Genomic DNA, 24691 nt, shown 5'->3' with positions numbered 1-24691 from the left:
AACGAAACCCCGCATCACTTCCCCCGCCGATTCAGCAAGAGAATCATAGCATCGACGGGGTTTTCACACAGCCTGGGTCAATAGCGTCGCTTTGGCCGCGGGCCGAGCACTTCCGGTCTACCCCCGGCAACGGACATTGTGAGAGGCGGTCGGCATGTCTCAAAAGTGCCATAAGCGGTCATGCCCCCTTCCGCCTAGTCACGTGGTTGATGTAGCCTAACCTTCGAGCCGCCTCAGCGGGATGTGCCGAAGTCCCCATTTTAGCGGCAGGGTGATGCCGTCGGCGGGCATCCCACTCAGACCATCATTTGTGCGGTCTATCCACGCTCGTGTCGCGCGCCCGCGCCCATTTGCGCGTGCATCAGGGAGGATGACGCCAATGAAACTTCCCCACCGAAGACAATTCCTGCATCTGGCCGCCGGCGCTGCCGTGCTGCCGGCAGTACAACCGATGACGCCGGCCGCCGCGCAGTCAGGACCGCCTAGCACGCGCGAGGTGCCGGCGCGCTCGATTCCGGTTCCGGACACCGTCAGCCCCGAGATGCAAGCCGTCATAGCGAGACCCTTCAACCCAAACTTCAATCTCGTGCCTGAGACCACCACCGATTGGAAGAAGAGGGTCGATGACGCGGCGCGCAATGTCCTGGCGACATTGCCGCGACTGCGTGAGGCGTTGGGCGTCAGTGTAGAGCCGACCATGATGGGTGGGGTGAAGGCCTTCATCGTTACGCCGAAGGCGATTCCGCCGAGCAACCGCGACCGCGTTCTTCTCCACCTGCACGGCGGCGTCAGGGTCTTCAATCCTGGGGAGGCCGGAACCCGTGAAGGCATCCTGATGGCGGGATTTGCCCATTACAAGGTGATCACCGTCGATTACCGCATGCCGCCTGATTTTCCCTTCCCTGCTGCGCTGGACGATGCCGTCACGGCCTACCGTGAGCTTTTAAAGACGACAAGGCCGGAGAATATCGGCATCTTCGGCGCTTCGGCCGGCGGCAGCTTGACGCTGACCACGTTGCTGCGCGCGAAGGCGGAAATTCTCCCGATGCCGGGCGCGATCGCACCGGGTTCGCCCACAGTCGACCTAAGCAAGACCGGCGACACTCTCTTCACCAATGCCTTCGTCGACAATCTTCTGGGCACTCAGGATGGCTTTATACGAGCGACGGCGTTGCTCTATGCGAACGGCCGCGACCTTAAGGACCCCTTGCTATCTCCGATCTATGGCGACGTGCATGGATTTCCACCGGCCATCCTGACCAGCGGCACCCGCGATCTGTATTTGTCCAACACAGTGCGGATGCATCGCAAGCTGCGCGCAGCCGGTGTCGAAGCCGTGCTGCAAGTGTGGGAAGGGCAATCTCACGTGCAGTACATGACCGACTTCACTGCACCGGAGACCAAAGAGTACCACGACGAAGTCGCGCGATTTTTTGATCTACACCTGGGCAAGGTCAGGCCCTAACAAGCGGAGCGTTGATTGGCTGACTTCTGCTCCGGGTCAATCGCGTCGTTCTGACCGTGTGCCGATGACTTCCGGTCTTCCCTCATATGCAGACCTTTTCAGGGTCCGACGGCACGTCTCAATGGTGCCACTAGACATCACAAGAAGTGCTCAAATTTTCTGAAACCCTCAGCCTCCGGCCATTGTGATCCGGCTCCCAAACGTGGTTGCTACGCGGCCTGAATTAGAGTCTGCGTAGCGCTTCGCACTGGCAACAACGCGGTTCCGCGCGTACGCTGAGGTTGCGAAACCGGCCCATCAGAGGCCGGTCTTATCCGGGAGAACGTCACCATGCCCGTCAATCGCGCAGTTGGATTATCCTTGGGAGCGGCAATCCTGCTCTGCAGCTCCAGCCTTAATCTCGCCTATGCCAAGCCCTTCATGATCGTCGGCAACGACGAGAAATTACTGTGGGACGACGACGGCAAACCAGCTCTGTCGCCTGCCGGCAAGGATTCGGTGCTGATCGTGGATCTGGCCGACCCTGAAAGCCCCAAGATCGTCGCCACCCTGCCCCTGAAGAATTCGATCGTCGGACCGCCGGTCAATCTCGACATCGATCCATCAGAGTCGGTCGCGCTGGTGGCGGATTCGGTAGATGTAACCAAGGACGGCGACACGCTGAAACAGGTTTTGGACAACAAGGTCTACGTCATCGATCTCAAGGCCAGTCCACCCAAACTGGTGGCCGCGCTCACTGCCGGCAAGCAGCCGTCGGGGCTGAGCATCAGCCCATCCGGCAAGATGGCGCTGGTTGCCAATCGTGGCGATAACTCGATCAGCGTGCTCTCGGTCAATGGCATCGATGTCAAAGTCACCGATACGATCGCGATGCCCGACAGCGTCGCGCATGTGGTGTTTACGCCGGACGGGAAGCGGGCGCTGGCGGTGAGATTCCCGGCGCACAAGGTGTCGGTGCTTGATATCGCCGGCGACAAGGTGACCTACAACAAGGTCGATCTGCCGACCGGCCTGTGGCCCTACAATGTCGTGGTGACGCCCGACGGCAAGATCGCGCTGACCGCCGATAATGGCGGTGCCGGCTCATCCGACGGCAGCGTTGACACGACAAGCGTGATCGATCTCGAAGCCAACCCGCCGCGCATCATCGATCGGGTGGTGGTCGGCGACGGCCCCGAAGGATTGGCGATGTCTCCGAGGGGCGATCTCGCGGTCGCCGCCATCCTGCGCGGCTCCAACATGAAGAAGGCCTTCTACTACCAGACGAATGGCAGCATCGCGGTGCTGAAGATCGATGGAAAGAAGGTGACCAAGACCCAAGATATCGAGGTCGGCGGATTGCCCGAGGCTGCGATGTTCACCCCGGACGGCAAGTACATTCTGGTCGGAAATTATTTGACCCAGGATTTCTCGATCCTGAAGGTCAACGGCACTGAGGTCACGGATACCGGCAAGCGCTTCAAGGTACCGGGGCATCCGGCTTCGGCGCGCATGAGCCAGTAAAAGCGCCGCACTCGGATTGCAACAACGGATGCCAATCCACGCCTCGCTCGACACGCTGACCGGCGCTATTGAGGCGCGCGGTCAGCGATTTGAAATCCATACGTGTCCATCATTGTTGAAAAGGACCGAGAGGAAGGAATGCCTCGTGACGAAGAGAGGTAGATCCCTTACCGCCGATGAACCCTGCGCATCAGTTTAATTCCGTATTGGTTGTCCTATCGACCCCAATCCATATTCGAGCAAAACGCGGCGACCATGCATGCGTTGGCATAGGAAGCTATGCCCCGCTTTCTGCTCACTGTCGCTAGCCTATCGCCACCGCGTCGCCCTTCGCCCCGTGCTCGCGTTGGTCGAGCCACAATCGTGCCGAGCCGCCGAGGTCGCCTTTGGGGTCAGCAACGGACTTAGACGCGCCCGAAAACGAAGTCCGCTGTGCCCCTTGTAAACGGACATCCTCAGCCTGAACGCTCAGGTCCGAAAAGTGTAGAGTCGAGGTGTGACGCGGTAGCTTTAGGTCCGAGCATATCTGTTGCCGCCCCTTTCGTCTGGCGGTGCCTTACTGGCTCGACCGTGGCCCCGTTTTCACACCCCGCTCATCGAACCAGACAGGCAGATTTCCCGCATCCGGCTCTCGGACAAAACTTCACGCCTTCACCCACGACACGTCGTGCCCAAGCCGGCTCAGGCGTACGAGGCCAAAGTGCCCGTAAAGATGCGAGAGTGGATAGGTCCCGCCCTTGCGACGCCTGGTTTTGTGCTTGAACTGCAACCACCGGCGCAACCGCATCGCTGTGTAGCTGTCGAGTGCCCGATACGCCTTGCTGACGGTGCCTACTTGGAAGTAGTTCGCCCATCCGCGCAGCGTGCGGTTCACCTTGCCCACCAGCTCTGTGGTTTCTTGCCATGTCCGCGTTCGGTCCGTCAGTGCATGGATTTGCTCCACCATGCGCTTGATGCTCTTCCGCGATGGCCGGTAACCCAGGCGCGCCTGGCCGGTCCTCGCTGAGTACATCCGTCCGAACGTGTAACCCAAGAAGTCGAACTCTCCTTCCGGGACCTTGCAGATTCGTGTCTTCTCCTCGTTGACCGTGAGCTTCAGCTTGCTCATGATCTTGCGCAGTTGTTGCAACGCCTCGTCGGCTTTGCCCCTCTTGCACAGGATCACGAGATCGTCGGCATAGGTCACGATACGAGAGCCGAGGCTTTGCTCCAGCCCGAGCATCTTCCATCCCAACACGAACCGGCGCATGTAGAGATTCGCCAGCAATGGTGAGATGGGTGAACCTTGCGGGATGCCACGCCGCTTGTCCCGGGCCTCGGTCGTGCGTGTCTTCCTCCCTCGATCGTCGGTTTCTTCCACGGGGCATTCCAGCCACATCTTGATCAGATGCAGCACGCGCCGATCAACAATTCGACGCGCTACCGACTTTAGAAGTTCGGCATGGGGGATGCTCCCGAAGTAGTCCGCGAGGTCGGCGTCAACGACTTCCGGATGGCCTCGGAACAGCAACTCTTCCACTTCGATCACCGCCTGCTGGGCATTGCGCCCGGGACGGTACGCGTACTGTTCGGAGGGAAGGTCGGCTTCGAATATAGGCTCCAGCACCAGCATTGTTGCTGTCATGCAGACCCGATCCCGCACGGTCGAGATGCCCAGCGGCCTGAGCTTGCCGTTGGCCTTCGGGATGAACACTCTTCTGATAGGATCCGGTTGGTAGCTCTCCTCCCTGAGCGCAAGCGCCAGTTCGCCGAGCCACCGCTCTACGCCATACGCCTCGATGTCCGCAAAATCCTGACCGTCCACACCCGGTGCGCCCTTGTTGGAGCGGCACTGGGCATAAGCATGGGCCAGAATGTCCTCACGGCTGATCTTGTCGTACAGCGCATAGAAGCGATAGCCGGCTTCTGCCTTCGCTTTCGCGTGCAACGCCTTCTGCAGTTTCTGAACAGTTTTCGGAGTTGATAGGTTGCCCAATCTCCAAATCCCTCACCACTTGTTGCGTTTGTCTTGAACTGAGGTCCCTTCCCTCCCCCGGCATTACCCGGCTTCAGCGGTACTGCGAACCTCTCCGCCACCCCAGGGCGCCCGACCTGTCCCTCGCGGGCGTCCGGTTGGTCATCGCTGACCACGCCTTGGGGCTTCCCGTGTTGCGTACGCTTTCCTTGTGTACATGCCGCCGCCAATACCCCGGTGCAGCAGCTGGGCGTATTCTTCGCTCATCTCACCCGGCTGTTTCAGCCTTCCCCGATATGGCAGTCGGGTCGGCCTGCGCATTGTCCTTTTCGAGGCTTGCTCGGCGTTCACTCGCGTTGCGGCCTGCACACTCGCGCTGTCACCAATTCGTGACACGCTAATCGAAGGCTTCAGCCACTTCGTTACCTCCATGACTGCTCCGATGCTTCCGGCTGGAGCGGTTGCCGGGTGGGGTTTGCACCCACTGGAAAAGCGCCGCCTTTGCACGGCGCACGCCAGAAGCAGACAATCACCACCTTGAGCGGCTTACATTTTGCTTACCGGCGGCATAGTTTATCCGTGGTTGAGCGTCCCTCAGCGAGCAACGCCACCGGGGGAATGGCTGTGCGCTATCTCTTCGAGAACTACACATTTGACACAGGCCGGCGTGAGCTGCGTCGCGGCGCCGAGATGATCCCTCTCGCGCCACAGGTCTTCGACCTGCTCGACTACCTGATCCGCAACAGGGAGCGCGTCGTCAGCAAGGACGACCTGATCCGCGCCATCTGGGACGACCGCTCCGTCTCTGATGCTGCATTGACAACCCGCCTCAATGCCGTCCGAGGCGCGATCGGCGACACCGGTGAGAAGCAGCTTCTGATCAAGACGCTGCCGCGCCAAGGCTTCCGCTTCGTTGGAGCCGTGCAGGAAGAAACACAGGGGAGCCCGGCCGAGCAGACGGGTTCGGCGACGCGTGGTGGCGTGACTGCAGAGACGCCGTCTTCAGCACATCGCCTTTCCATTGTTGTGCTGCCGTTCGCTAATCTCAGCGGAGATCCCGAGCAAGGCTATTTCGTTGATGGCGTGACCGAGAGTTTGACCACGGATTTATCGCGCATCTCCGGTTCATTCGTGATCGGCCGACACACCGCCTTCACGTACAAGGATAAAGCAGTCGACCTCAGGAAGATCGGGCGCGAGTTGAACATCCGTTACGTGCTCGAAGGCTCCGTGCAGCGCAGTGGGAACGGGCTTCGGGTGAGCGTGCAGCTTGTCGATGCCGAAAGTGGCAACCACCTATGGGCCGAGCGTTTCGACAAGCCCATCGCTGATCTGTTCGACATGCAGGACGAAATTGTGTCGCGGCTAGCCAACACGCTGGATGCCCAGCTTGTTGAAATTGAGGCACGACGGGCAGAACACTGTGTACGTCCCGGCGCGATGGATTTGTATTTCCAGGGCATCGCTCACTTAAACAAGGGAGTGACCCTCGAGCACCTGACGCAAGCGCGTGGCTTTTTCGAACGCGTCTTGGCGCTTGATCCAGGCAGTGTCGAAGCACTGGTTGGCACGGCCATAGTTGACTGCCTTATGGGCGTTAACTTCTTTACCGACGAACGAGCCGCGTCCCTCGCGGCGGCCGAGACGGCCCTAAACAAGGCTCTGTCAATGGCTCCACAACACGCGCAGGCTCACATGTATCTGGGCGTGGTGTATATTTTCACATTCCGCGCAGCCCAAGGGATTGCCGAATGCGAGCGAGCGTTGGCGTTGGATCGAAATTTGGCTAACGCTCATGGCTGGATCGGTCGTGGCAAGTTTCATCTTGGTCGCGCTGAGGAAACCGAGGCCCACATCCATGAGGCGCTCCGCCTCTCACCTCGCGACACCTTTGCTTACCGGTGGATGATGGTCATGGGCCTCGCCAAGTTCTGGCTCGGTGCCGATGCCGAAGTGGTCGCGTGGTTGCGGCGTAGCATTGAGGCCAATCGGAATTTTCCCTTCACGCATTTTTTCTCGCCGCGGCCCTAGCGCTTGTCGGGCAGCTGGATGAGGCGCGCGCTGTAGCGCAGGCCGGATTGACGCTCCAACCAAATTTCACCATTCGTCGCTTCCGCGCTAACCCATACAGCGACAATCCGGGTTACCTCGCCAAGCGTGAGCGCGTCTATGAGGGCATGCGGTTGGCCGGGGTGCCCGATGGCTGATGTCCGACTTGGGTCAAACTCGGAAGTCTGAGTGCGCAACGGGGAAGTCCGCTTTGCCCTCAACAACGGGCATCGCCAGGCAGACCTGTCAGGTCCGAAAAGTGCCAAAGGCGGAAGTCGCCGCTCCTGTTCGATCACCTGTCGGCACCGGCGAGCAACTCGCTGCGCTGGTCATTCGGGCAGCCCAGCCTGCCGCAATCCTTCTTGGTATCGCAAGAGGTCTTCGGCCCGCCGATAAGGGCCCAGCACGTCTTTGAGAGTGGAAACACGTAGCGCAGGATTGAGTTCACGCAGCCGAGCCATTGCCTTGTGTGCTTGCTCCGGCCGTCCGGCCATTGCATTGCTTGCGGCAGCGATACGTAATCCAGGTTGAAAATCCGGATCGTCCTGCAATGCCATTGCTGCCCACGATGCCGCTTCATCATAGCTGCCCAGGAAGAAATGCGCATGCGCGGTCCCGGCTCGCATACCGCTCGTCCGCGGATCAACCGGGCTCAGGCGCATGGCACGCGCGAAACGCTCGATTGCCGTTTCCGGCTCGCCGAGAAAGTTTTTTACCCAGCCGCCCCAATACCATGCCTCGGCCAAATTGGAATTAAGCACAAGCGCGCGATCGATCAAGGCGGCGCCTACCTCGAGATCGCGGATAACAAACACTAATGCATAACCGCTGGCCGCGAGCGCGATCGCGTCATCCTTGCCCAACTCAACCGCCCGTTGGGCGAGCCTCTTCACTTCGGCAATCTCGTTCGCTGTACCTGAAATCCAGCCATTGAACTTGGCAATGACGTAGCAAAGGGCTGCACGACCATAGGCGGAGGCAAAATCTGGGTCGAGCTCGATCGCGCTGTTGAACAGGCGCAATGCCTCGTCGTTCGCTTGCCGACTCGCAAACTGATAAGACCTGGCCAAACCGCGTAAGTAGAGCGTATAGACATCGGGACTCTCGGTTGGCTTGCGCTTGGCACGCTCGATCTCGGCTTTTTCCACCGCGGGGGCGATCGCCCCGACAACGCTCTCAGTCACGTGGTCCTGCAGATCGAAGATGTCGCCGAGACCTCCATCAAACCGTTCTGCCCAAAGATGTGCCCCAGTTGCGGCATCGACGAGCTGTCCCGTGATGCGCACCCGGTTTGCCGCTTTGCGAACACTGCCTTCCAACACGTAGCGCACTCCAAGCTCGCGCCCGACCTGCTTCACGTCGACGGCGCGTCCCTTGTAGGTGAAGCTCGAGTTGCGGGCGATGACGAACAGCGCCTTGAAATGAGATAGCGCCGTGATGATGTCATCGACCATTCCATCAGCAAAGTAGTCCTGTTCCGGATCACGGCTCATATTGGTGAACGAAAGCACGGCGATGGACGGCTTGTCGGGAAGCGGGAGCGCCAGAGGTTGGCTCACAGCCGAACGTGATTGTACTGCGGAACGGGTTTGACCAGTCAGGCGAACCCGCCACGCCCGCATAGGCTCAGCAATATTCTTGAGGGGCTGCGGTCCCATATCATCACAGGCAATTTCGACCTTGCCCCGGATCTGCCGGTAGGCATCATCGGAGATGCAGACGCCGCCCGGCTCAGCAATTCCCTCGAGCCGCACTGCGATGTTGACGCCGTCTCCAAAGATATCATTTTCATCGATGATGATGTCGCCGACGTGGATGCCGATGCGAAATTCGATTTGCTTGCCCTGCGGTGCATCGATATTTTGTTCGGCCATGCCGCGCTGAATTTCGACGGCGCAGCGTACGGCATCTACGACGCTGCCGAACTCGACGAGAGCGCCATCCCCGGTATTCTTGACGATGCGCCCGCGATGATCAGTGATTTTGGGATCAAAAAGCGTCTTTCTAAGAGCTTTCAGTTGCGCCAGCGTTCCTTCCTCGTCGATCCCTATCAAGCGGCAAGAGCCCGCGACATCCGCCGCCAGAATAGCCGCCAGTCGCCGCTCTACGTGCTCGCTGCTCAAGATACACCCCCGGGGGGCCTCGGGGAAATTGAATGGTTATATAGCAGAATTGTGGGCCGATGTCCGGCTATGCCCATGACCGAAACGGGTCAATCGCGTCATTTTAGTCGGCGGCCGACTACTTCCGGTCTTCCTCTGGAAACGGACGTTGTCAGGGTCGGTCGCCACGTCTCAAAGGTGCCAAACGCGGAGATGTCGGATCTCCCGCGCCGAGTCCGCTGTTCCCCCCAACATCAGTCATTCCATATCGATCATTACGCGAATTGCAATTTTCGACGAGATTGGATTACATTCAAGTGGCTTGGGTTGGCTGGCTTGGGGTTGCTCTGTGACAGACCTTGCTTGGACCTCGAAAGAGAACATAGCGATCGAACTGATTTTCGAGCTGCTAAAAGAAACTCGATTTAATCGGACGCTGCATGAATACTGCGAGATTGATAAGCAGCTACCTACGATTGAAGCAGCATTCGTCCATGTAAACTCACGGCTCGCTCAGCTGGCTAAAAGCGGGCGCGCCCCTTACGAAATCTGCTATTTCAAGCAAGGTGATCGCGGCCACTTCTATGAACCATTTCCAACCTCCCTGTCGCGCGAGACGATCAGAAAGGCGATCAGGAAATACCGCGACCAGGTGGCTGTTGCTAGACAGCTAGTAAGTCATTGATTCTGTTAGTATGGTCAGGCTTTTCCCACAAGCCCAATAAAATTCTCTAACTGGTTTGCTCCTTATGGGAGCCAACTAAGTGACAAAGCATAGGCTTAGAATACCGTCCGCTCGTCAGCCCGAAGTACGTCTGACAGCCATAAGCGACCTAAAACAGTCGCTGCGTAACACCCACACGCATTCCCAAAAGCAAATCCAGCAAATTGCAGAGAGCATTCAGCAATTCGGTTGGACATCGCCAATTGTCGTCGATGAGGCTGGAAAGATTATCGCCGGCCATGGACGGTTTGCCGCCTCGCTGGATCTACGGTTACGACGCGTACCGACGATTGTGGTCTCGGGACTCAGCGAGGCCGAAAAACGCGCGCTGGCGCTGGCAGATAATAAGATCGCTGCGAACGCCGGCTGGGATCGCTCCACATTGGCGGCAGAGCTGGGCGAGCTGGCCACCCTCCTCCCCGAGATCAGTCTCGATATCTCCATTACAGGCTTCGACGCCGCCGAGATCGACGCTCTCGCGACCGATTTTGTTGACCCTGAGCGCGAACCCGCTGAAGAGATACCTGCAGCTGCTGACGCAAAGCCAGTCACCCAGGCCGGTGACCTATGGAAGTTAGGAGAACATCGCCTGTTGTGCGGCGATGCCTGCGACGAAAGCGCCTTGCAGACATTGATGGGCGCTGACCGAGCTTCGATGTTGTTCGCGGATCCGCCCTACAACGTTCGAATAGCGGCCACGGTTGGTCGCGGTCGAACCAAGCACCGAGAGTTTGCATCTGCCTCAGGCGAGATGTCGCGCGCTCAATTTACCGCATTCCTGAACAAGTGGATGAAATTGGCGACAGCGCATTCGGCAAATGGATCGATCCATTATGTTTGCATCGACTGGCGTCACCTCGCCGAGATGCTCGCCGCTGGAAGTGAAGTCTACAGCGAGCTGAAAAATATCGTCGTCTGGGTAAAAACGAATGCCGGTCAAGGTAGCTTCTATCGCTCGCAGCATGAATTCATCCTTGTGTTCAAGAGCGGCGACGCTCCCCACCTGAACAATGTCGAGCTCGGTAAACACGGCCGTAACCGCTCGAACGTCTGGACCTACGCTGGCGTCAATTCATTCCGCGCGGGCCGGATGGACGAGTTGTCAATTCATCCGACGGTGAAGCCAATCCCCCTTGTCTCGGACGCCATTCGAGATTGCTCACGGCGCGGCGAGATCGTCCTGGACCCCTTCATGGGAAGCGGCACCACAATCTTGGCGGCCGAACGGGTCGGCCGCCGCGGTTACGGGCTGGAAATCGACCCGCTGTACGTCGACGTTGCCATTCGACGCTGGCAATCATTCACCGGTCGCGATGCAATTCTTTCGGTCACAGGCCAGACTTTCGACGAAGTGACGGACCATGGGCGAAATCGCAACCGCAAAAGCCGGCGGTCCTTATGAACAAAGACAATCCTAAGAATGGGAACGCGCGAAAACGGAAGATCAAACGACTTCGGCTGCCATCCAGGGACGATGATTCGGTCGGTTACGGAAGGCCCCCTCGCGCTCATCAGTTCAAACCTGGACAGAGCGGTAACCCAAAGGGCAGGCCGAAGGGCAGGAAGAACGAAGCCACGATGCTGGATGAGTTGCTGTTTCAACGGATCCCGGTCCGGCAAGGCGGTCGCGAGCTCCGCATGACGGTAATCGAAGCAATCTTCCGCCGTCTCGCCGAAGATTCATTGAAAGGCAACATCAAGGCGGCGGGATTCTTGTTCAACCGGCTGAGCGCGATCTCCTCGGATCAGCCACAGCAAAGCGAGCTGATGGGAGACGACCAGGCCGTGCTGAAGGCTTATCTGAACGATTATCTGTCCAAGACAGAAAAGGACGGCAAGCGTGGGAAGAATTGAACAAGATGCTTTCAACGCCATTCTCCGCAGCGATGCTTATGCCTTCTTGCATCGCTGCTTCTTGACGCTGAATCCTGGAACGCCATTCCTACGCAATTGGCATATCGCAGCAATTCTCTACCGTCTCGAGCAAATCCGGAGTGGAGAAATCAACCGGCTCATTATCAATATGCCACCAAGATATCTCAAATCGATCATTTGCTCGGTCGCATTCCCAGCCTACTTGCTCGGTCATGACCCGTCTTATCGAATTATCTGTTTGAGCTATGGCGCCGATCTGTCGACCAAGCACGCGGCCGACTTTCGCGCGATCGTCCAATCCTCCTGGTATCGGGGCGCATTTCCGAGGCTCATGATCGCGCGCACTGCTGATTCCGACGTGTTCACGACCAAACGCGGCTACCGCAAGACGACCTCGGTCGGTGGCGCGCTCACGGGTCTAGGTGGCAATCTGTTCGTCATCGACGATCCGCAGAAGCCGGTCGATGCGCAATCACAGCCTTTGCGCGATAGCCTCAATGCCTGGTTCTCTAACACGCTGATGTCACGTCTCGACAACAAGCAATCGGGAGCAATCATTGTGGTGATGCAGCGCGTTCACCTCAACGACTTGACCGGGTACCTCACGGAAAATTCCAACGGCTGGACCCTGCTCAATCTAGCTGCGATTGCTGAAGAAGACGAAGATATTCCAATCGGCGACCAACAAACGCATCACCGACAGGCCGGCGAAGCCCTGCATCCTGAACGGGACTCCTTGGCAGCCTGGGAAATTGTCCGCAAGGAGAACGGGTCCGAAGTTTTTGCGGCTCAATATCAGCAGAATCCGGTCCCGCCGGGCGGCGCCATGCTCAAACGGCAATGGCTCCGATATTACGATACGCCGCCCGAACGAACATATCGAACCAAGGTGATCCAAAGCTGGGACTGCGCGGCCAAAGAAGGCGCGCAGAATAGCTGGTCGGTTTGTACGACCTGGCTCATTGTCGATAAGACCGACTATTACCTGCTTGACGTCACCCGGGGCCGCTACGAGTACCCTCGCCTGCGCCAAACAGCATTGGCCCTAGCCGAGAAATACGACCCCACAGCCATTGTCATTGAGGAGGCCTCTACAGGCATCGCGCTTGGTCAGGACTTGAAGGAAATGGGAAGATACCGCGTTCGTCCAGTTCCAGTGGATCGGGATAAGGTCACTCGTCTCTACGTGCAGGCAGCCAAGTTCGAGGCCGGCCGCGTCTACTTTCCCAAAAATGCGTCCTTTCTGCCTGACCTGGAGGCAGAGCTGCTCACCTTTCCGCAAGGAAAGCACGATGACCAGGTAGACAGCATCACCCAAGCGCTCGCCTTTAAGGCCTTTGGCTATGATGCCAGCATGCGATGGGTTGTAGACTGAAACTCAGGCGTCGATCTCGACGTTTTGCTCGTAGCGGCGCAGCTTGATCCGGCTGTGCCGCGTCAACTCAATGATGCGCTCGGCACTTCTGATCTGGCGCTGGACGATCGGAACCAACTGGATCGCAATTCCCACGTTATCGGGAATTGCCGCAGCAAAGTCGAACCCCTCATTATGGGTCAGGAAGCGACGACCGAGCGCTTCCACGCCGATCACCGCAAAGCCGTATCGAAGATACGGATAGACCTGCTTATGACGTTGCGCCTTCCAGGAATAGGTAATGACGTCATGAGAGGAGAACGAACCCGCCTTTAGCTCCACGACAACGAGCGGGGTTTTGGCCCGCGTAACCAGGATATCCGTCTGAAACGCATACTGTCCTCGCCGTGGGGCATCTTGTCCGTCGTTGCTGGTCCTGCCGGAGCTATCGATCTCGATGCGGTAAAGCAAGCTGGCGCCCTGATGGACCTGATAATCGCCAGACAGGGCCGCAGCGAGCACCTCCCTTGTGCGGACTGCAGCAGCGTGCTCGCGCTGACCATTTGTGCCCTCAGGCATTTCCTTCGACCGTGTCATGAACCTTTTCTTGATTTGGCTCGCCCGCCGGCCTGCATCCAGTCGAAACTGGCCCTCCCGTCCCAAATACCGAAAGAGAGTTAAGATTATCCGTTTTTGGGATAATCCGTTTTCGGAATCAGATTGCGTGCCGCCGATTCCTCTCCCCCGGCAGTCATGGAAAAGTCCCTCAACTCCCCGGAATATGCCCGCCTGATCGGGCTTCTTGTCGCAGTGCGACATGCGGCGGGGGTGCGTCAACAGGCCTTGGCCAAGCAGCTCGGACGGCCGCAATCGTTCATTGCCAAGTACGAAGGCGGCGAGCGCCGGCTCGACGTGGTGGAGTTTGTCGCGATTGCGCGCGCCCTGGGCGCCGATCCGATAAAACTGTTGCGGGACTTTCTGTCGGAGAAGCCGGTCAAGGCCGCCAAAAAGCGAAGCGGCAGCAAGGCCAAAAAAAATCGGACCTGAGTTTGAACAGGCTCCGGCGCGACCGGGCCGAGCATCTTGTTATCGAACAGGCCCGAAAAGAGCGACAAGATTGCTCGCAAATCCTCTCGACTACGGCAGCGATTGGAGCGGTACTGCGGCTCGTTCTAAGGAGGGTCCCGTGAACACCGCAACCATGCACGATGCCATAAAAGTCTGCCTGAAGCAGATCACCACCAACCTGGCGGAAGCTTCGCGGCTGGCACAGGCTGCCGAAGCCTGCGCTTCGGCAGGCAGCGTAGCCGAAGGCGTCGAGGTGTCCATGGACATTGAGCAACTGCTCTATGAAGCGAGCCGGCTGCACGATGCCGTCTGCCTGATGAACCGTATCGTCAAGGATTGACGCGGTTCCATCCCCTGCTCTCCAACCTCGCCTCGGCGGGGCTCGCGTCAGTGGCAGCACGTGATGCTGTTCTGCAAACGGAGAGCCAGATGGCCAAGACCAAATCCACACCGAAACCTGCCAAGATAGCGGCGAAGAAAAAGGTCGCTCTTGCTCGCATTACCACAGGCAAGCCCTGGAGCGCGGGGAGCCGCTCCCAAGTCCAGCCGAAAGGCAGGCCGCAGTCAAAGCAGGACAAGGTTCTTGCGCTGCTTCGGCAGCCCAAAGGCACGACCATTGATGCCATCACCAAGGCCACCGGCTGGCAGCCCCACTCGGTGCGCGGCTTCTTCTCCGGAGTGGTGAAGAAGAAGCTGAAGTTGCACCTCACCTCCGAGAAGGCCGGAGAGGACAGGCTTTATCGCATCGGCAAGTCTGGGGCCGCAACGTGAGGCAGGACTGGCCGGCGGGTGCTCCATTAAACCCTGAAGTCGAGGCCGAGCTGGAGCGCCTGCCGGCCGCTCCAATAGTCGGGCTTCGCAAGCGCTATCGGGAGCTGTTCAAGGCCGAGCCGCCCAAGGCGTTCGGCCCCGATCTCCTGCGGCGCAGCATCGCTCACCGGATTCAGGAGAAGACCTATGGCGGCCTTCCCATGGCGACCCGGCGCCTCCTCGATCAGCTGGTCAAGGCGGCGGCAGCCAAGCCTGAGGCCCGCCTGGAACTGCCGCGGCGGATCAAGTCCGGCTCCGAGCTGGTGCGGACGTGGAATAGGCGGACCTATCGGATTAGGGTTCTGGAGGATGGGTTTGCCTACGACGGAAAGACCTTCGCCAGCCTATCGGAGATCGCCACCCTCATCACCGGGACCAAATGGAACGGCCCGCGATTTTTCGGCCTGAGGTCGACCAAATCGACAACCGCGGACGGCGGCGATGGCGGCTAACCCGGTAAGATCGCTTCGCTGCGCCGTCTATACCCGCAAATCGACCGAGCATGGATTGGACCAGGAGTTCAACTCACTCGACGCCCAGCGGGAGGCCTGTGAGGCCTATATCAAAAGCCAGGCTTCGCTGGGCTGGAAGCTCATTCCCCAGCATTTTGACGATGCGGCCTATTCCGGTGGCAACCTCGAGCGCCCCGCCCTGAAGCGGTTGCTCCGCGAGATCCAGCTCGGCAAGGTCGATGTTGTCGTCGTCTACAAGATCGATCGCCTCACCCGGTCGCTGGCGGATTTTGCCAAGCTGGTAGAGACATTTGACGCCCGCTCCGTATCCTTTGTGGCAGTGACCCAGCAGTTCAACACCACCACGTCCATGGGGCGGCTGACCCTCAACATTCTGCTGTCCTTTGCCCAGTTCGAACGGGAGCTGGCCTCTGAACGCGTGAAGGACAAGGTCGCAGCCTCCCGCAGGAAGGGCAAATGGACCGGTGGCACCGTTCCCCTCGGCTATGAGGCCAAAGACAAGAAGCTGGTCGTCAACAAGACCGAGGCCCAGACCGTTCGGACCATATTCCAGCTGTATCTTGAGGTCGGATCGTTCGGCAAGCTGGTCGGAGAACTCGACCGCAGGCGCATTGTCACCAAGCGTCGGGACACCAAAGTCGCAAAATACCGGGGCGGCATCCCCTTCACCTATGGTCCGCTTGCGTACCTCCTGAAAAATCGCATCTATCTCGGCGAGATTCATCATAGCGGCAAGTGGTTCAAAGGAGAACATCGAGCAGTTCTGGATCGGGAGACCTTCGACCAGGTGCAGTTGCAGTTGAAGGAGAACAACGTCAGGCGCGGCCCGAAATTCTCGGAAAGCGGTGCCCTGCTCCAAGGCAAGCTGTTTGACGACAAGGGCAACCGGATGGGGCCGACGTTTTCAAGCAAGAATGGCGTGCGGTACCGGTTCTATATCAGCACCGCCTTGCGAGGGAGGAGGCACGCTGCAGGATCGGTCAGGCGGGTTTCGGCACAGGAGATCGAAAATCTCGTCGAGATGGAGCTTCGGAAGAGACTCAATGCGGGAGAGCCCGACATTCCGGTCGACCAGCTGTTTGGACGTATCCAGCGCGTGGTAGTGTCTGCCGGCAAAATTCAGGTCACTTTGACAGATATGAGGAGCAACAAACGCCCGATTGAAATCCCATGGGCATCCAAGCCGAAAGATGAAGCGCAAGTCCAGTTTGCGCCATCCGAAACGAAAGCCGATCCGAAGTTAATCAAGGCCATTGTTAGGGCTCGGGGCTGGCTCTGCCAGCTCGCGGGAGGCCATCACACCTCCATCGAAAATCTGGCCACTGCCGCTGGCTATAACCCAAAGGTTATTCGGCAAGGACTTAGGCTCGCATTTCTCGCTCCCGAGATCGCGACCGCGGCTCTGCACGGTGATACGCCGGTTCGACTCAAGCAAATTCCCAAGGTCCTGCCACTGTCCTGGCGAGGACAGCTGGAAACGATCGGTTGACCGGCGGCCGCCTGCCGGAGACTAGCCAAGGTCGACCGAAACCTCCTGGTAGTCAATTTTCGAGCCGCATCCCTGCTCGACGAATTCGCCAGCGGACACCAAGCGCCTATCGAAGTTCTCGCCACAGCATCGGACTTAACGTTTCCCTCTGAATGGTGTGTTGTTTGGCGTAATCTTACCGGACACTCTGTCTGGGCATGATTCCGAAGTCACCGAGCTTGCATTGGAAAGAAAACATCAAAATGATATGAATAGAACCGTCATTTTAATGTTTTCACTCCGTCGGACCGATTACTTTGACACCGGACACATCTCCCAGTCTATCTCCCGAGATTCAACAGATTGCTGACCAAGCGTACTTTTTACGCGGCAAAGCCATTGGCGCCTACGCTCAAATCGAATTTGTGCTCGCCGACATGTGTTTGCAGTTCTGGGAATGGCCGGCGTATCGTCATCTAAAAGGTCAGTTCCCGATCAGCGCGGCTGCCCGCGTCGAAGCGGTGACAGTTTTGTTCAAGGCGACTGGCCCCTTGGCAAAACATTGGAAAGTCCTTGAGCCGCTGCTTGCACAGCTCAAATCGTATGAAAAACACCGCCACTTGTTTGCGCACGGACATTTGATGCTGGCAAATGCTAACTGCACTCCAACCTTGCACTTTCGAATATTTATACAGAGCAAGGATGGTGTCGGACGACATACGGAGAATTGGACACTGAGTCAGATGGAATCGATCACATCTGACATCTCTGCATATGCTGGGCGCTTTGGGCTGCTGCTCGACCGCATCTACGCAGAGCACCGGCTGACCTAATCGCCGCCACCATGCCAGTTCGCGCGGATCGGATGTTATGGAACGGCTCTAGCGAACTACTCGTCCAACAACTCAAGGAAGTCGCTTATTCGTTCGAACGGCTTCGCATTGCGATTGCCGATATAGACCACGCGATCGCCATCGCGCTCCAGCGACTTCGCTCTCGACTTGCGAAGCCGACCAGGGAGGAACGTCGCCGCAACAGCCTCGGGGCCGACGTCGAGCCTCATAATGCCGCGCCGCTTGCAATCAAGCCTGAGCCTCGCCGCCGCGAAAAACTCGCGCGCGGCCGGCGGCAGCCTGCCGAAACGACGTGCGGTTTCGTCCTCCAAATCCTCCAGATCATCCTCGGTGCGGCATCTGGCAATACGGCCATAGATTTCCAAGCGAACAGCGTCCGACTGTACGTAGCCCGTGGGCAGCATATCGGCGATCGGCAGGTTCAGATCAGGCACCCACAGATCGGCGCCACCGTCGACGCCCTTCTCCGACGCCCGCTTGAGAAGATGGCTATAGAGCATTGGCCCGAATACCTGCAGATGGCCAGACTGCTGTTCGGAGAAGAGGTCTCCGGCGCCTCGCAGATCCAGATCACGCTCGCTGATCGCAAAGCCCGCACCGGGCTTGCTGAACTCCTCCAGCACGGCCAAACGCTTCTCGGATTGTTCGGAGTTCGACTCGTTTAACAAATACGCGAAAGCACGCGTGCCGCCTCGTCCGACACGGCCTCTTAGCTGATGAAGCTGCGACAGACCAAACTTCTCCGGCCAGCAGATGACGATGGTGTTCGCCCGGGGGATGTCGAGGCCGCTCTCCACGATATTGGTCGCGAGAAGCACGTCCGCTTCACCTTCGACGAAGCTCATCATTCGATTCTCGATATCTTCGGCAGGCAACCGACCATGGAGACATACGATGCGAAGGTCTGGAGCCGTCAGCTTCACCCTTGCCAGCATCGGCTCCAAATCCTGGATACGGGGGCAAATCAGGAAGCTCTGCCCGTGGCGCCTCTGCTCACGCAGCAAAGCCGCGGCGATCGCGGCGTCCGATAGCGGAGCAACCTTGGTGACGATAGGCAGCCGATGAACCGGCGGCGTAGCAATAATGCTCAGGTCCCTGAATCCTGCGAGACCCGCCGCCAGCGTGCGCGGTATCGGGGTGGCGCTCATCCAAAGGGCATGAACGCCCTTCGCAAGGCCTGAAAGCTTCGTCTTCTCCGTCGCACCGAAGTGCTGCTCCTCATCGATGATGACGAGGCCGAGGTCGGCAAACCTCACGTCAGTCGAGGCGAGAGCTTGTGTGCCAACAACGACTTTCAATTTGCCGCGACGGAGTTTTTCTTTCGTATCTCTTATCTCTGCTGCCGTTGCCGCCCGCGACAAATTCGCCACTTCGATTCCAAAGGGGCCGAACCGCTTGCGAAACGTCTCGACATGCTGTCTGGCCAGGACGGTGGTCGGAACCGCAACAGCGACCTGTTTTCCCGACAGCGCGACAGCCGCCGCCGCCCGCAAGGCGACCTCGGTCTTGCCGAAGCCGACATCACCGCAGACCACCCGGTCCATCGGGTGACCAGCCGCCAGATCGTCCAGCACGTCCCGGATCGCCTTGGCCTGATCAACCGTCGTGAACCAGGGAAAGCGCGCGACAAACCTTTCATAGGCCGCCCCGGGAGCGACCAGCTTGGGAGCACGCCGGCGCCGTCGTTGGGCGATATGTTTCGCAAGCTGCTTGGCCGCTGCTTCGATTTCCTGCTCGGCCTCGCCACGTCTGTTCCACCACGTGCTGCCATCGGCTTTGTCTAACGTGAGCTTACCGGGTTCTACAGCGTAGGGCCAGATCAAGGCGAGATCGGCAGGCGGAACAAGCGCAGCATCATCGCCGGCGAATTCGAGCCTGATCATCTCGCGGTTTGTACCGTTCCCCATGTCGAGGGTCTGCAAACGATCAAGTAAAGCCAAGCCACGCTGGAGATGAACGACGGCCGCGCCGCGCTCGGGAATATCCGGGTGATTGAAGGCGACTGTCCAGGCTTTGGCCATCGGTTGCGGATGATGGGCACGGCTACCGAGCACGTCAGACGCTGTCACAACCAAGGTCTGCTTTTTGCCGGGAGCGAAAAAGCCAGCGTCGAAGTCGGCCAACAGCGCGCCCTCGCGTCTTCTGGCCTCCGCCGCCTCGTCCCAGTTGGCGAAACGCTCCGCCCTGACCCCGCTCATGCGCTCCATCGCGCGCAGATCGTCTTCGACCGCGGCGACGAAGAGCAAACGAGATCCGGCGCGTTCCGCACTGGCCACGAACGCGCGAAGCGCTTTCCTCGGCGCCGCAACCTTCGAGAAGTCGGGCGTGGCCACAAACGCCGCCTTAGCAGGAAGCACACTCATGCGCTTCTTCAGCTTCTTCCAGTCCCCTCGCCCCAGATATTCGCGTTCCGAATCCCTGCGGCCAGCCGCCTCCTCGATCGTACTCAGCCAGCTGTCAGCGTGGGCCAGAACTTTTGCATCCGCGATCCATCGTGCGCGATCGCAATAGTCCGGGAAGGTAGCCCGCTGCGCCCGGTCGCCGCCCAGCGCGAGGCGTTCCGACATCGGATCGATAATCAGTTCCTTGAAATCGGATATGACGTCATGCTCATTCGGGTCGACGGCAACAATTCTGCGGATCGCACCGCCGGAATGCTCGATCCGGTACGGCCCGAGAGCACCGGCCGGAAAGATCTCGAATGTCGCGCCGTGAAAGAGCGCGGTGCCCGGATATTCTGCCTCTTCGTCGAGATCGTAGCCCAATTCCTCAATGCGTCCCTCGAGGTCCTGCTCGGCATACGACGCTAGCACCTTGAGACTTAGGCTGATGCGGGACCAACTCGCCGGCAAAGGCAGCCGCTCCATGATCGCCTCTGCCGTCGAGACGAGCAGAATCGGCTTCCTTCTTCTGGCAAGACGGCGCAAGACCGAACTCCGCCTGCCAGCGATCTCGCGCGACGGTTCCAGCCCATCGAAGGGCAACGTATTCAATCTGGGGAATACGAGAACATCGAGCGATGGATCGAGTGCATGGACGATGCCGCCGAGCCGCTCGGCCCTGTTCTCGTCTTCAGCGAGAAACACCAACCCGTCGCGACCGGACTTTTTCCACTGCTCGCGAAGATGGAGCGCCAACATGCCGAGGGGCGACGAGGTCGAGATCGCCGAACCCGAGAATTTTCTGCCTTTCTTGGTCGCGCTTTTCCTGGTCGCACCGCTGGCGCCGACCTTCTTGCTTTTCTTCACGAGACTTCCATCGTCATTCGAGAACCTGGCTGCTGCGAATCGTCAAAAAAATACAAGTTATCCACCTTCTACGCTTCCTTGGATTATTGCCACTATAGATTGTCCTGCTCCCTCATTACCTTTAAGATCGCGGCTGTTTCAAATGAGAAGCATTTCAGGAAGGCCAGGATGGCTGTTCCCAAAATTGTTATTTTGTCGGATGGCACCGGTAACACGGCATCAAGTGTTTGGCGGACCAATGTCTGGCGAATTTTCCAATCGCTTGATCTCCGTAGTAATGAGCAAGCCGCAAAGTATGACGATGGCGTTGGGACTTCGTCATTTTTGCCATTTTCAATTCTTGGAGGCGCCTTTGGTTACGGATTGAAGCGCAATATTTTAGACGCGTACAAATTCATATACCGTAACTACGATCACGCCAATGGATCGAAGATCTACCTGCTAGGCTTCAGCCGCGGCGCCTTCACGGTAAGAGTCCTTGCTCTCATTCTTGAGCAAGGATTGGTGCAGGCTGATACCGAGTCGGAGTTACACAACGGAGCCGTAAGGCGCTCTCTTCGTTTCAAAGTTGTAGCAGCTTGTCCAAGGTTGTGAGAAGGTTCGCCTGACGGGGGAAACATTGGCACGCATTCGACACATCGGGATTCACAATTTCAGGTGCCTTCGCGAATTTTCATGGTGGCCTTCGCCAGGCATCAACTGCCTGATGGGTCCCGGCGATGTTGGCAAATCTTCGATACTAGATGCAATCGACCTGTGTCTCGGAGCACGGCGAAACGCGCAGTTTACAGACGCCGACTTCAACAATCTCGATGTCGAACAGCCGATCAGCATCACCATCACGATCGGGGAACTCGATGATTCCCTTAAGAGCATGGAGACATACGGAAACTACCTTCGAGGATGCAACGTCGAAGCTCAAACCATTGAGGACGAGCCGGAAAAGAACTGTGAAACCGTCCTCACCATTCGTCTGACCGTCGCGGGAGATCTGGAGCCGGTCTGGACGCTGGTGTCCGAGCGAGCAGCGGCACAATCGCAATCCCGAAATCTTAACTGGAGCGACCGGGTGCGTCTCAGTCCCACCCGGATCGGTGCTCTGACTGATTATAACCTCGCGTGGCGTCGCGGATCTGTCCTGAACAAGCTCTCTGAGGAGCGAGCAGACACATCCGCCGCCCTTGTCAAGGCTGCCCGCGAAGCGCGATCGGCCTTCGGCGATCAGGCTGACTCGCAGCTTGGCGAAACGCTAAGTATAGTGGCCACAACAGCCCAAGAGCTTGGCATTCCCGTGGGAGACAAGCTGAAGGCCATGCTGGATGTCCACGCCGCCTCTTTTAGCGGCGGGACAGTTTCGCTGCACGGCGAGACCGGAATACCCCTCAAAAGCCTGGGCCTTGGCTCGACACGGCTGTTGATAGCCGGATTGCAGCGCAAGGCCGCCAAGGAAGCCACCATCATCCTTGTCGACGAACTTGAGCACGGCTTGGAGCCTCATCGCATCATTCGGTTAATCGGCTCTCTTGGAGCAAAGGAAAAGAGTCCACCTCTACAGGCATTTTTGACCACCCACTCCCCGGTCGCGGTGAGGGAACTCAACGGCGACCAATTGTTCGTGGTTCGCCAGAGCGAGGGAACTCACTCCGCAACAGTGCTCGGCACCGAGGATGAGATACAGGGTACAATTCGCTCATTCCCGGATGCGTTTCTGGCGAAATCCGTCATCATCTGCGAAGGCGCAAGCGAGGTGGGGTTCCTGCGCGGCTTGGATAATGCCGATGTCGCGAAAGGTGAGCCGTCATTGACTGCTCTCGGCGTGGCCCTCGTCGATGCTGGCGGCTGCGACCACATCTATAAACGGGCAAACGCTTTCTATCGCCTGAACTATAGGGTTTGCGTCTTCCGCGATGATGACAAGCAGCCGGACCCAGCCACCGAGAAGGCTTTCACGGACCAAGGAAATAGTCTTTTCAAATGGCGCGCAGGACGGGCACTGGAAGACGAGCTGTTTCTTAGCCTTACCGATGAAGCAGTGGTCAAGCTATTGTTACGCGCCGTAGAGCTGCACGGCGAGGAGCTTATTGAAGCTCATATCGACTCAGAGTCGGGAGGAAAGCTAAAGCTGGCCGATTGCAAATCGGATCTAACAACGGAAAAGCGAGAAATACTCGCCAAGGCCGCGCGCCGCAAGAAGAATAGCTGGTTCAAGACGGTTGGATGGATGGAAGGTGTCGCTGAAGACATCGTCGCTCCGGACCGAGACGCTGACGAAGGTTTCTGGGGCATTGTGGAGCCCGTTTATGACTGGATCAACGAGTCCTGATGACCGGCATCAATCTTCTTGAGGTAAAGCGAGGGACGGTAACCGCGCCTGCAGGCTGCGGTAAGACCCACCTGATCGCAGATGCGATAATCAGGGAGAAGCCTTCAAAGCCGATCCTCGTGCTCACCCACACGAATGCTGGTGTAGCAGCCTTACGTGGTCGGCTGGAGAAAGCAGGCGTGCCCACCAATGCCTATCGCCTTTCCACGATTGACGGATGGGCCATGCGCCTTATCTCAACCTTTCCGAAACGAAGCGACGCCGATCCGAAAATTCTCAAGCTCGAAAACCCGAAAACCGACTACCCGAATATTCGCGTAGCCGCCGCCCGAATGCTCAAGGCCGGGCACGGCCTTGATGTTATCGCCTCCACTTACAGCAGACTGTTCGTCGACGAGTATCAGGACTGCAATATCCCGCAGCACGCCATCGTCTACTACATGGCACCGGCATTCCCGACTTGCGTCCTCGGCGATCCCATGCAGGCAATCTTCGATTTTCAGGGGAAGCTCGCCGATTGGGATGAGCACGTCTGCAAGCATTTCCCGCTGGCGGGCGAGCTTTCGACTCCTTGGAGATGGAAAAACGCCGGTGAGGAAGGATTTGGCCAGTGGCTACTGGACGTGCGGAAGGAGCTGTTGGCAGGTAATACCATCGATTTGTCTAAGGTCCATGCCAATGTTTCCTGGATAAACACTAGTGGCAAGGATGCACATGAGCGCAGGCTGGCAGCTTGTCGAACAAAGGCGCCCAATGAAAATGGCTCCGTTTTGATAATCGGCGAAAGCACAAGTCCTCAGGCGCAGCGCCAGTTCGCAAGTCAGACCCCAGGCGCCACAGCTGTCGAAAGCGTGGATCTTCGGGATCTTGTAAGCTTTGCGCGTACGCTTGACCTGAAGTCGACTAAGGCGCTCGACCAGGTGGTCGACTTTGCCGAGGACGTGATGACAAACGTTGGTGGCACCGGCTTGCTCAAACGCGTTGAGACCCTGAAGACTGAAAGAAATCGGAAGCCAGCCTCCGACTTGGAGGGCGCTGCCATTCGCTTCTCAGAAAATCCCACCTTCGCAGGGGTGCGTGAGTTGCTCGGCGCCATGGGTGAGCAGGCTGGCGTGCGAAGCCACCGCCCTGGAATTCTAAGAGGTTGCATCCGGGCCTTACAGATGGCTGAGGCCCAGGGCGGACCGAGCTTCCAGGAGGCTGCAGTGACGGTAAGAGAGCAATCACGCGCGCTCGGGCGTCCACTTCCCCGCAGAGCAGTGGGCAGCACCCTTTTGCTCAAGGGTCTGGAGGCGGACGTCTCGGTTATCCTCAACGCAGCAGACCTAAACCGCCGCAATTTATACGTAGCGATGACGAGGGGCAGCCGCCGCTTGGTCATTTGCTCAGGCAGCAATGTGCTAAAGCCCTCGTAGCGCCAA

General features: G+C 58.3%; 19 protein-coding genes and 1 pseudogene. 16 read left to right on the top strand and 4 right to left on the bottom strand.

Annotation, left to right across the window (positions count from 1 at the left end):
- Window positions 1-379: 379 nt before the first annotated feature.
- The gene (locus JQ624_RS15545; protein WP_249129817.1) at window positions 380-1465 is read left to right on the top strand and encodes an alpha/beta hydrolase fold domain-containing protein; all 1086 of its coding nucleotides are present in this window, start codon (window positions 380-382) and stop codon (window positions 1463-1465) included.
- Window positions 1466-1795: 330 nt separating this feature from the next.
- Complete coding sequence (locus JQ624_RS15540) at window positions 1796-2968, top strand: YncE family protein (protein WP_249129816.1); 1173 nt, start codon at window positions 1796-1798, stop codon at window positions 2966-2968.
- Between the two features lie 643 nt (window positions 2969-3611).
- On the opposite strand, the gene ltrA is transcribed toward JQ624_RS15540, so the two are convergent.
- Window positions 3612-4943, bottom strand: a complete 1332-nt coding sequence (gene ltrA, locus JQ624_RS15535) for a group II intron reverse transcriptase/maturase (protein WP_212419757.1) — start codon at window positions 4941-4943, stop codon at window positions 3612-3614.
- A gap of 603 nt (window positions 4944-5546) precedes the next feature.
- Here ltrA and JQ624_RS15530 point away from each other — a divergent pair.
- Window positions 5547-7129, top strand: a pseudogene (locus JQ624_RS15530) (winged helix-turn-helix domain-containing protein).
- A 171-nt stretch (window positions 7130-7300) separates the two neighbouring features.
- On the opposite strand, the gene JQ624_RS15525 reads toward JQ624_RS15530, so the two are convergent.
- Entirely contained in the window at window positions 7301-9094 is a 1794-nt protein-coding gene (locus tag JQ624_RS15525; protein ID WP_249129815.1) for an adenylate/guanylate cyclase domain-containing protein, read from the bottom strand.
- Between the two features lie 328 nt (window positions 9095-9422).
- Here JQ624_RS15525 and JQ624_RS15520 point away from each other — a divergent pair, with 328 nt between their 5' ends.
- The 4 genes from JQ624_RS15520 to terL all read left to right on the top strand — a co-directional run bounded on the left by JQ624_RS15520 (window position 9423) and on the right by terL (window position 13047).
- On the top strand, window positions 9423-9758 hold the full coding sequence (locus tag JQ624_RS15520; protein ID WP_212419756.1) for a hypothetical protein: 336 nt from the start codon (window positions 9423-9425) through the stop codon (window positions 9756-9758).
- A 79-nt stretch (window positions 9759-9837) separates the two neighbouring features.
- Complete coding sequence (locus tag JQ624_RS15515; RefSeq protein WP_312014428.1) at window positions 9838-11199, top strand: DNA methyltransferase; 1362 nt, start codon at window positions 9838-9840, stop codon at window positions 11197-11199.
- Window positions 11196-11651: a DUF5681 domain-containing protein gene (locus JQ624_RS15510; RefSeq protein ID WP_212419755.1), complete on the top strand. Its 456-nt coding sequence runs from the start codon at window positions 11196-11198 to the stop codon at window positions 11649-11651. Before JQ624_RS15515 ends, JQ624_RS15510 begins: the two co-directional genes overlap by 4 nt.
- On the top strand, window positions 11638-13047 hold the full coding sequence (gene terL, locus JQ624_RS15505; protein ID WP_212419754.1) for a phage terminase large subunit: 1410 nt from the start codon (window positions 11638-11640) through the stop codon (window positions 13045-13047). Before JQ624_RS15510 ends, terL begins: the two co-directional genes overlap by 14 nt.
- A gap of 3 nt (window positions 13048-13050) precedes the next feature.
- Here the strand turns inward: terL and JQ624_RS15500 are convergent, their stop codons facing one another.
- Complete coding sequence (locus JQ624_RS15500) at window positions 13051-13623, bottom strand: hypothetical protein (protein ID WP_212419753.1); 573 nt, start codon at window positions 13621-13623, stop codon at window positions 13051-13053.
- A 123-nt stretch (window positions 13624-13746) separates the two neighbouring features.
- Here JQ624_RS15500 and JQ624_RS15495 point away from each other — a divergent pair, with 123 nt between their 5' ends.
- From JQ624_RS15495 to JQ624_RS15470, 6 genes are all read left to right on the top strand, one after another.
- The gene (locus JQ624_RS15495; protein ID WP_249129814.1) at window positions 13747-14073 is read left to right on the top strand and encodes a helix-turn-helix domain-containing protein; all 327 of its coding nucleotides are present in this window, start codon (window positions 13747-13749) and stop codon (window positions 14071-14073) included.
- Between the two features lie 139 nt (window positions 14074-14212).
- Complete coding sequence (locus JQ624_RS15490) at window positions 14213-14434, top strand: hypothetical protein (protein WP_312014427.1); 222 nt, start codon at window positions 14213-14215, stop codon at window positions 14432-14434.
- 89 nt (window positions 14435-14523) lie between these two features.
- On the top strand, window positions 14524-14865 hold the full coding sequence (locus tag JQ624_RS15485) for a DUF3489 domain-containing protein (RefSeq protein ID WP_212419752.1): 342 nt from the start codon (window positions 14524-14526) through the stop codon (window positions 14863-14865).
- Window positions 14862-15356 (top strand): DUF2924 domain-containing protein, encoded by a 495-nt coding sequence (locus JQ624_RS15480; protein WP_212419751.1) that lies wholly within the window; start codon window positions 14862-14864, stop codon window positions 15354-15356. Before JQ624_RS15485 ends, JQ624_RS15480 begins: the two co-directional genes overlap by 4 nt.
- Window positions 15346-16866, top strand: coding sequence for a recombinase family protein (locus JQ624_RS15475; protein WP_212419750.1), 1521 nt, complete (start codon window positions 15346-15348; stop codon window positions 16864-16866). Before JQ624_RS15480 ends, JQ624_RS15475 begins: the two co-directional genes overlap by 11 nt.
- A gap of 296 nt (window positions 16867-17162) precedes the next feature.
- Entirely contained in the window at window positions 17163-17678 is a 516-nt protein-coding gene (locus tag JQ624_RS15470; protein ID WP_212419749.1) for a hypothetical protein, read from the top strand.
- Between the two features lie 56 nt (window positions 17679-17734).
- Here the strand turns inward: JQ624_RS15470 and JQ624_RS15465 are convergent, their stop codons facing one another.
- Window positions 17735-20839: a helicase-related protein gene (locus tag JQ624_RS15465; protein WP_212419772.1), complete on the bottom strand. Its 3105-nt coding sequence runs from the start codon at window positions 20837-20839 to the stop codon at window positions 17735-17737.
- A gap of 276 nt (window positions 20840-21115) precedes the next feature.
- Between JQ624_RS15465 and JQ624_RS15460 the strand changes: the two genes are divergently transcribed.
- The 3 genes from JQ624_RS15460 to JQ624_RS15450 are packed head-to-tail and all read left to right on the top strand — an operon-like array spanning window position 21116 to window position 24685.
- Window positions 21116-21541: a DUF2235 domain-containing protein gene (locus tag JQ624_RS15460; protein WP_312014426.1), complete on the top strand. Its 426-nt coding sequence runs from the start codon at window positions 21116-21118 to the stop codon at window positions 21539-21541.
- A gap of 25 nt (window positions 21542-21566) precedes the next feature.
- On the top strand, window positions 21567-23270 hold the full coding sequence (locus JQ624_RS15455) for an ATP-dependent endonuclease (protein ID WP_212419748.1): 1704 nt from the start codon (window positions 21567-21569) through the stop codon (window positions 23268-23270).
- Entirely contained in the window at window positions 23270-24685 is a 1416-nt protein-coding gene (locus tag JQ624_RS15450) for a UvrD-helicase domain-containing protein (RefSeq protein ID WP_212419747.1), read from the top strand. Before JQ624_RS15455 ends, JQ624_RS15450 begins: the two co-directional genes overlap by 1 nt.
- Window positions 24686-24691: the final 6 nt, after the last annotated feature.

It is taken from the genome of Bradyrhizobium sp. AUGA SZCCT0283, from assembly GCF_018130385.1.
Taxonomy (GTDB): Bacteria; Pseudomonadota; Alphaproteobacteria; order Rhizobiales; family Xanthobacteraceae; genus Bradyrhizobium.
Note: the sequence above shows the minus strand (reverse complement) of the source record. Positions and strands in the feature narration are given on the sequence as shown.

Coding starts and splice junctions, on each gene's coding strand:
- JQ624_RS15475 (WP_212419750.1), top strand. CDS start 15,346: ATGGCGGCTAACCCGGTAAGATCGCTTCGCTGCGCCGTCTATACCCGC.
- JQ624_RS15540 (WP_249129816.1), top strand. CDS start 1,796: ATGCCCGTCAATCGCGCAGTTGGATTATCCTTGGGAGCGGCAATCCTG.
- JQ624_RS15460 (WP_312014426.1), top strand. CDS start 21,116: ATGGCTGTTCCCAAAATTGTTATTTTGTCGGATGGCACCGGTAACACG.
- JQ624_RS15450 (WP_212419747.1), top strand. CDS start 23,270: ATGACCGGCATCAATCTTCTTGAGGTAAAGCGAGGGACGGTAACCGCG.
- JQ624_RS15510 (WP_212419755.1), top strand. CDS start 11,196: ATGAACAAAGACAATCCTAAGAATGGGAACGCGCGAAAACGGAAGATC.
- JQ624_RS15545 (WP_249129817.1), top strand. CDS start 380: ATGAAACTTCCCCACCGAAGACAATTCCTGCATCTGGCCGCCGGCGCT.
- JQ624_RS15465 (WP_212419772.1), bottom strand. CDS start 20,839: ATGTTGGCGCTCCATCTTCGCGAGCAGTGGAAAAAGTCCGGTCGCGAC.
- JQ624_RS15485 (WP_212419752.1), top strand. CDS start 14,524: ATGGCCAAGACCAAATCCACACCGAAACCTGCCAAGATAGCGGCGAAG.
- JQ624_RS15500 (WP_212419753.1), bottom strand. CDS start 13,623: ATGACACGGTCGAAGGAAATGCCTGAGGGCACAAATGGTCAGCGCGAG.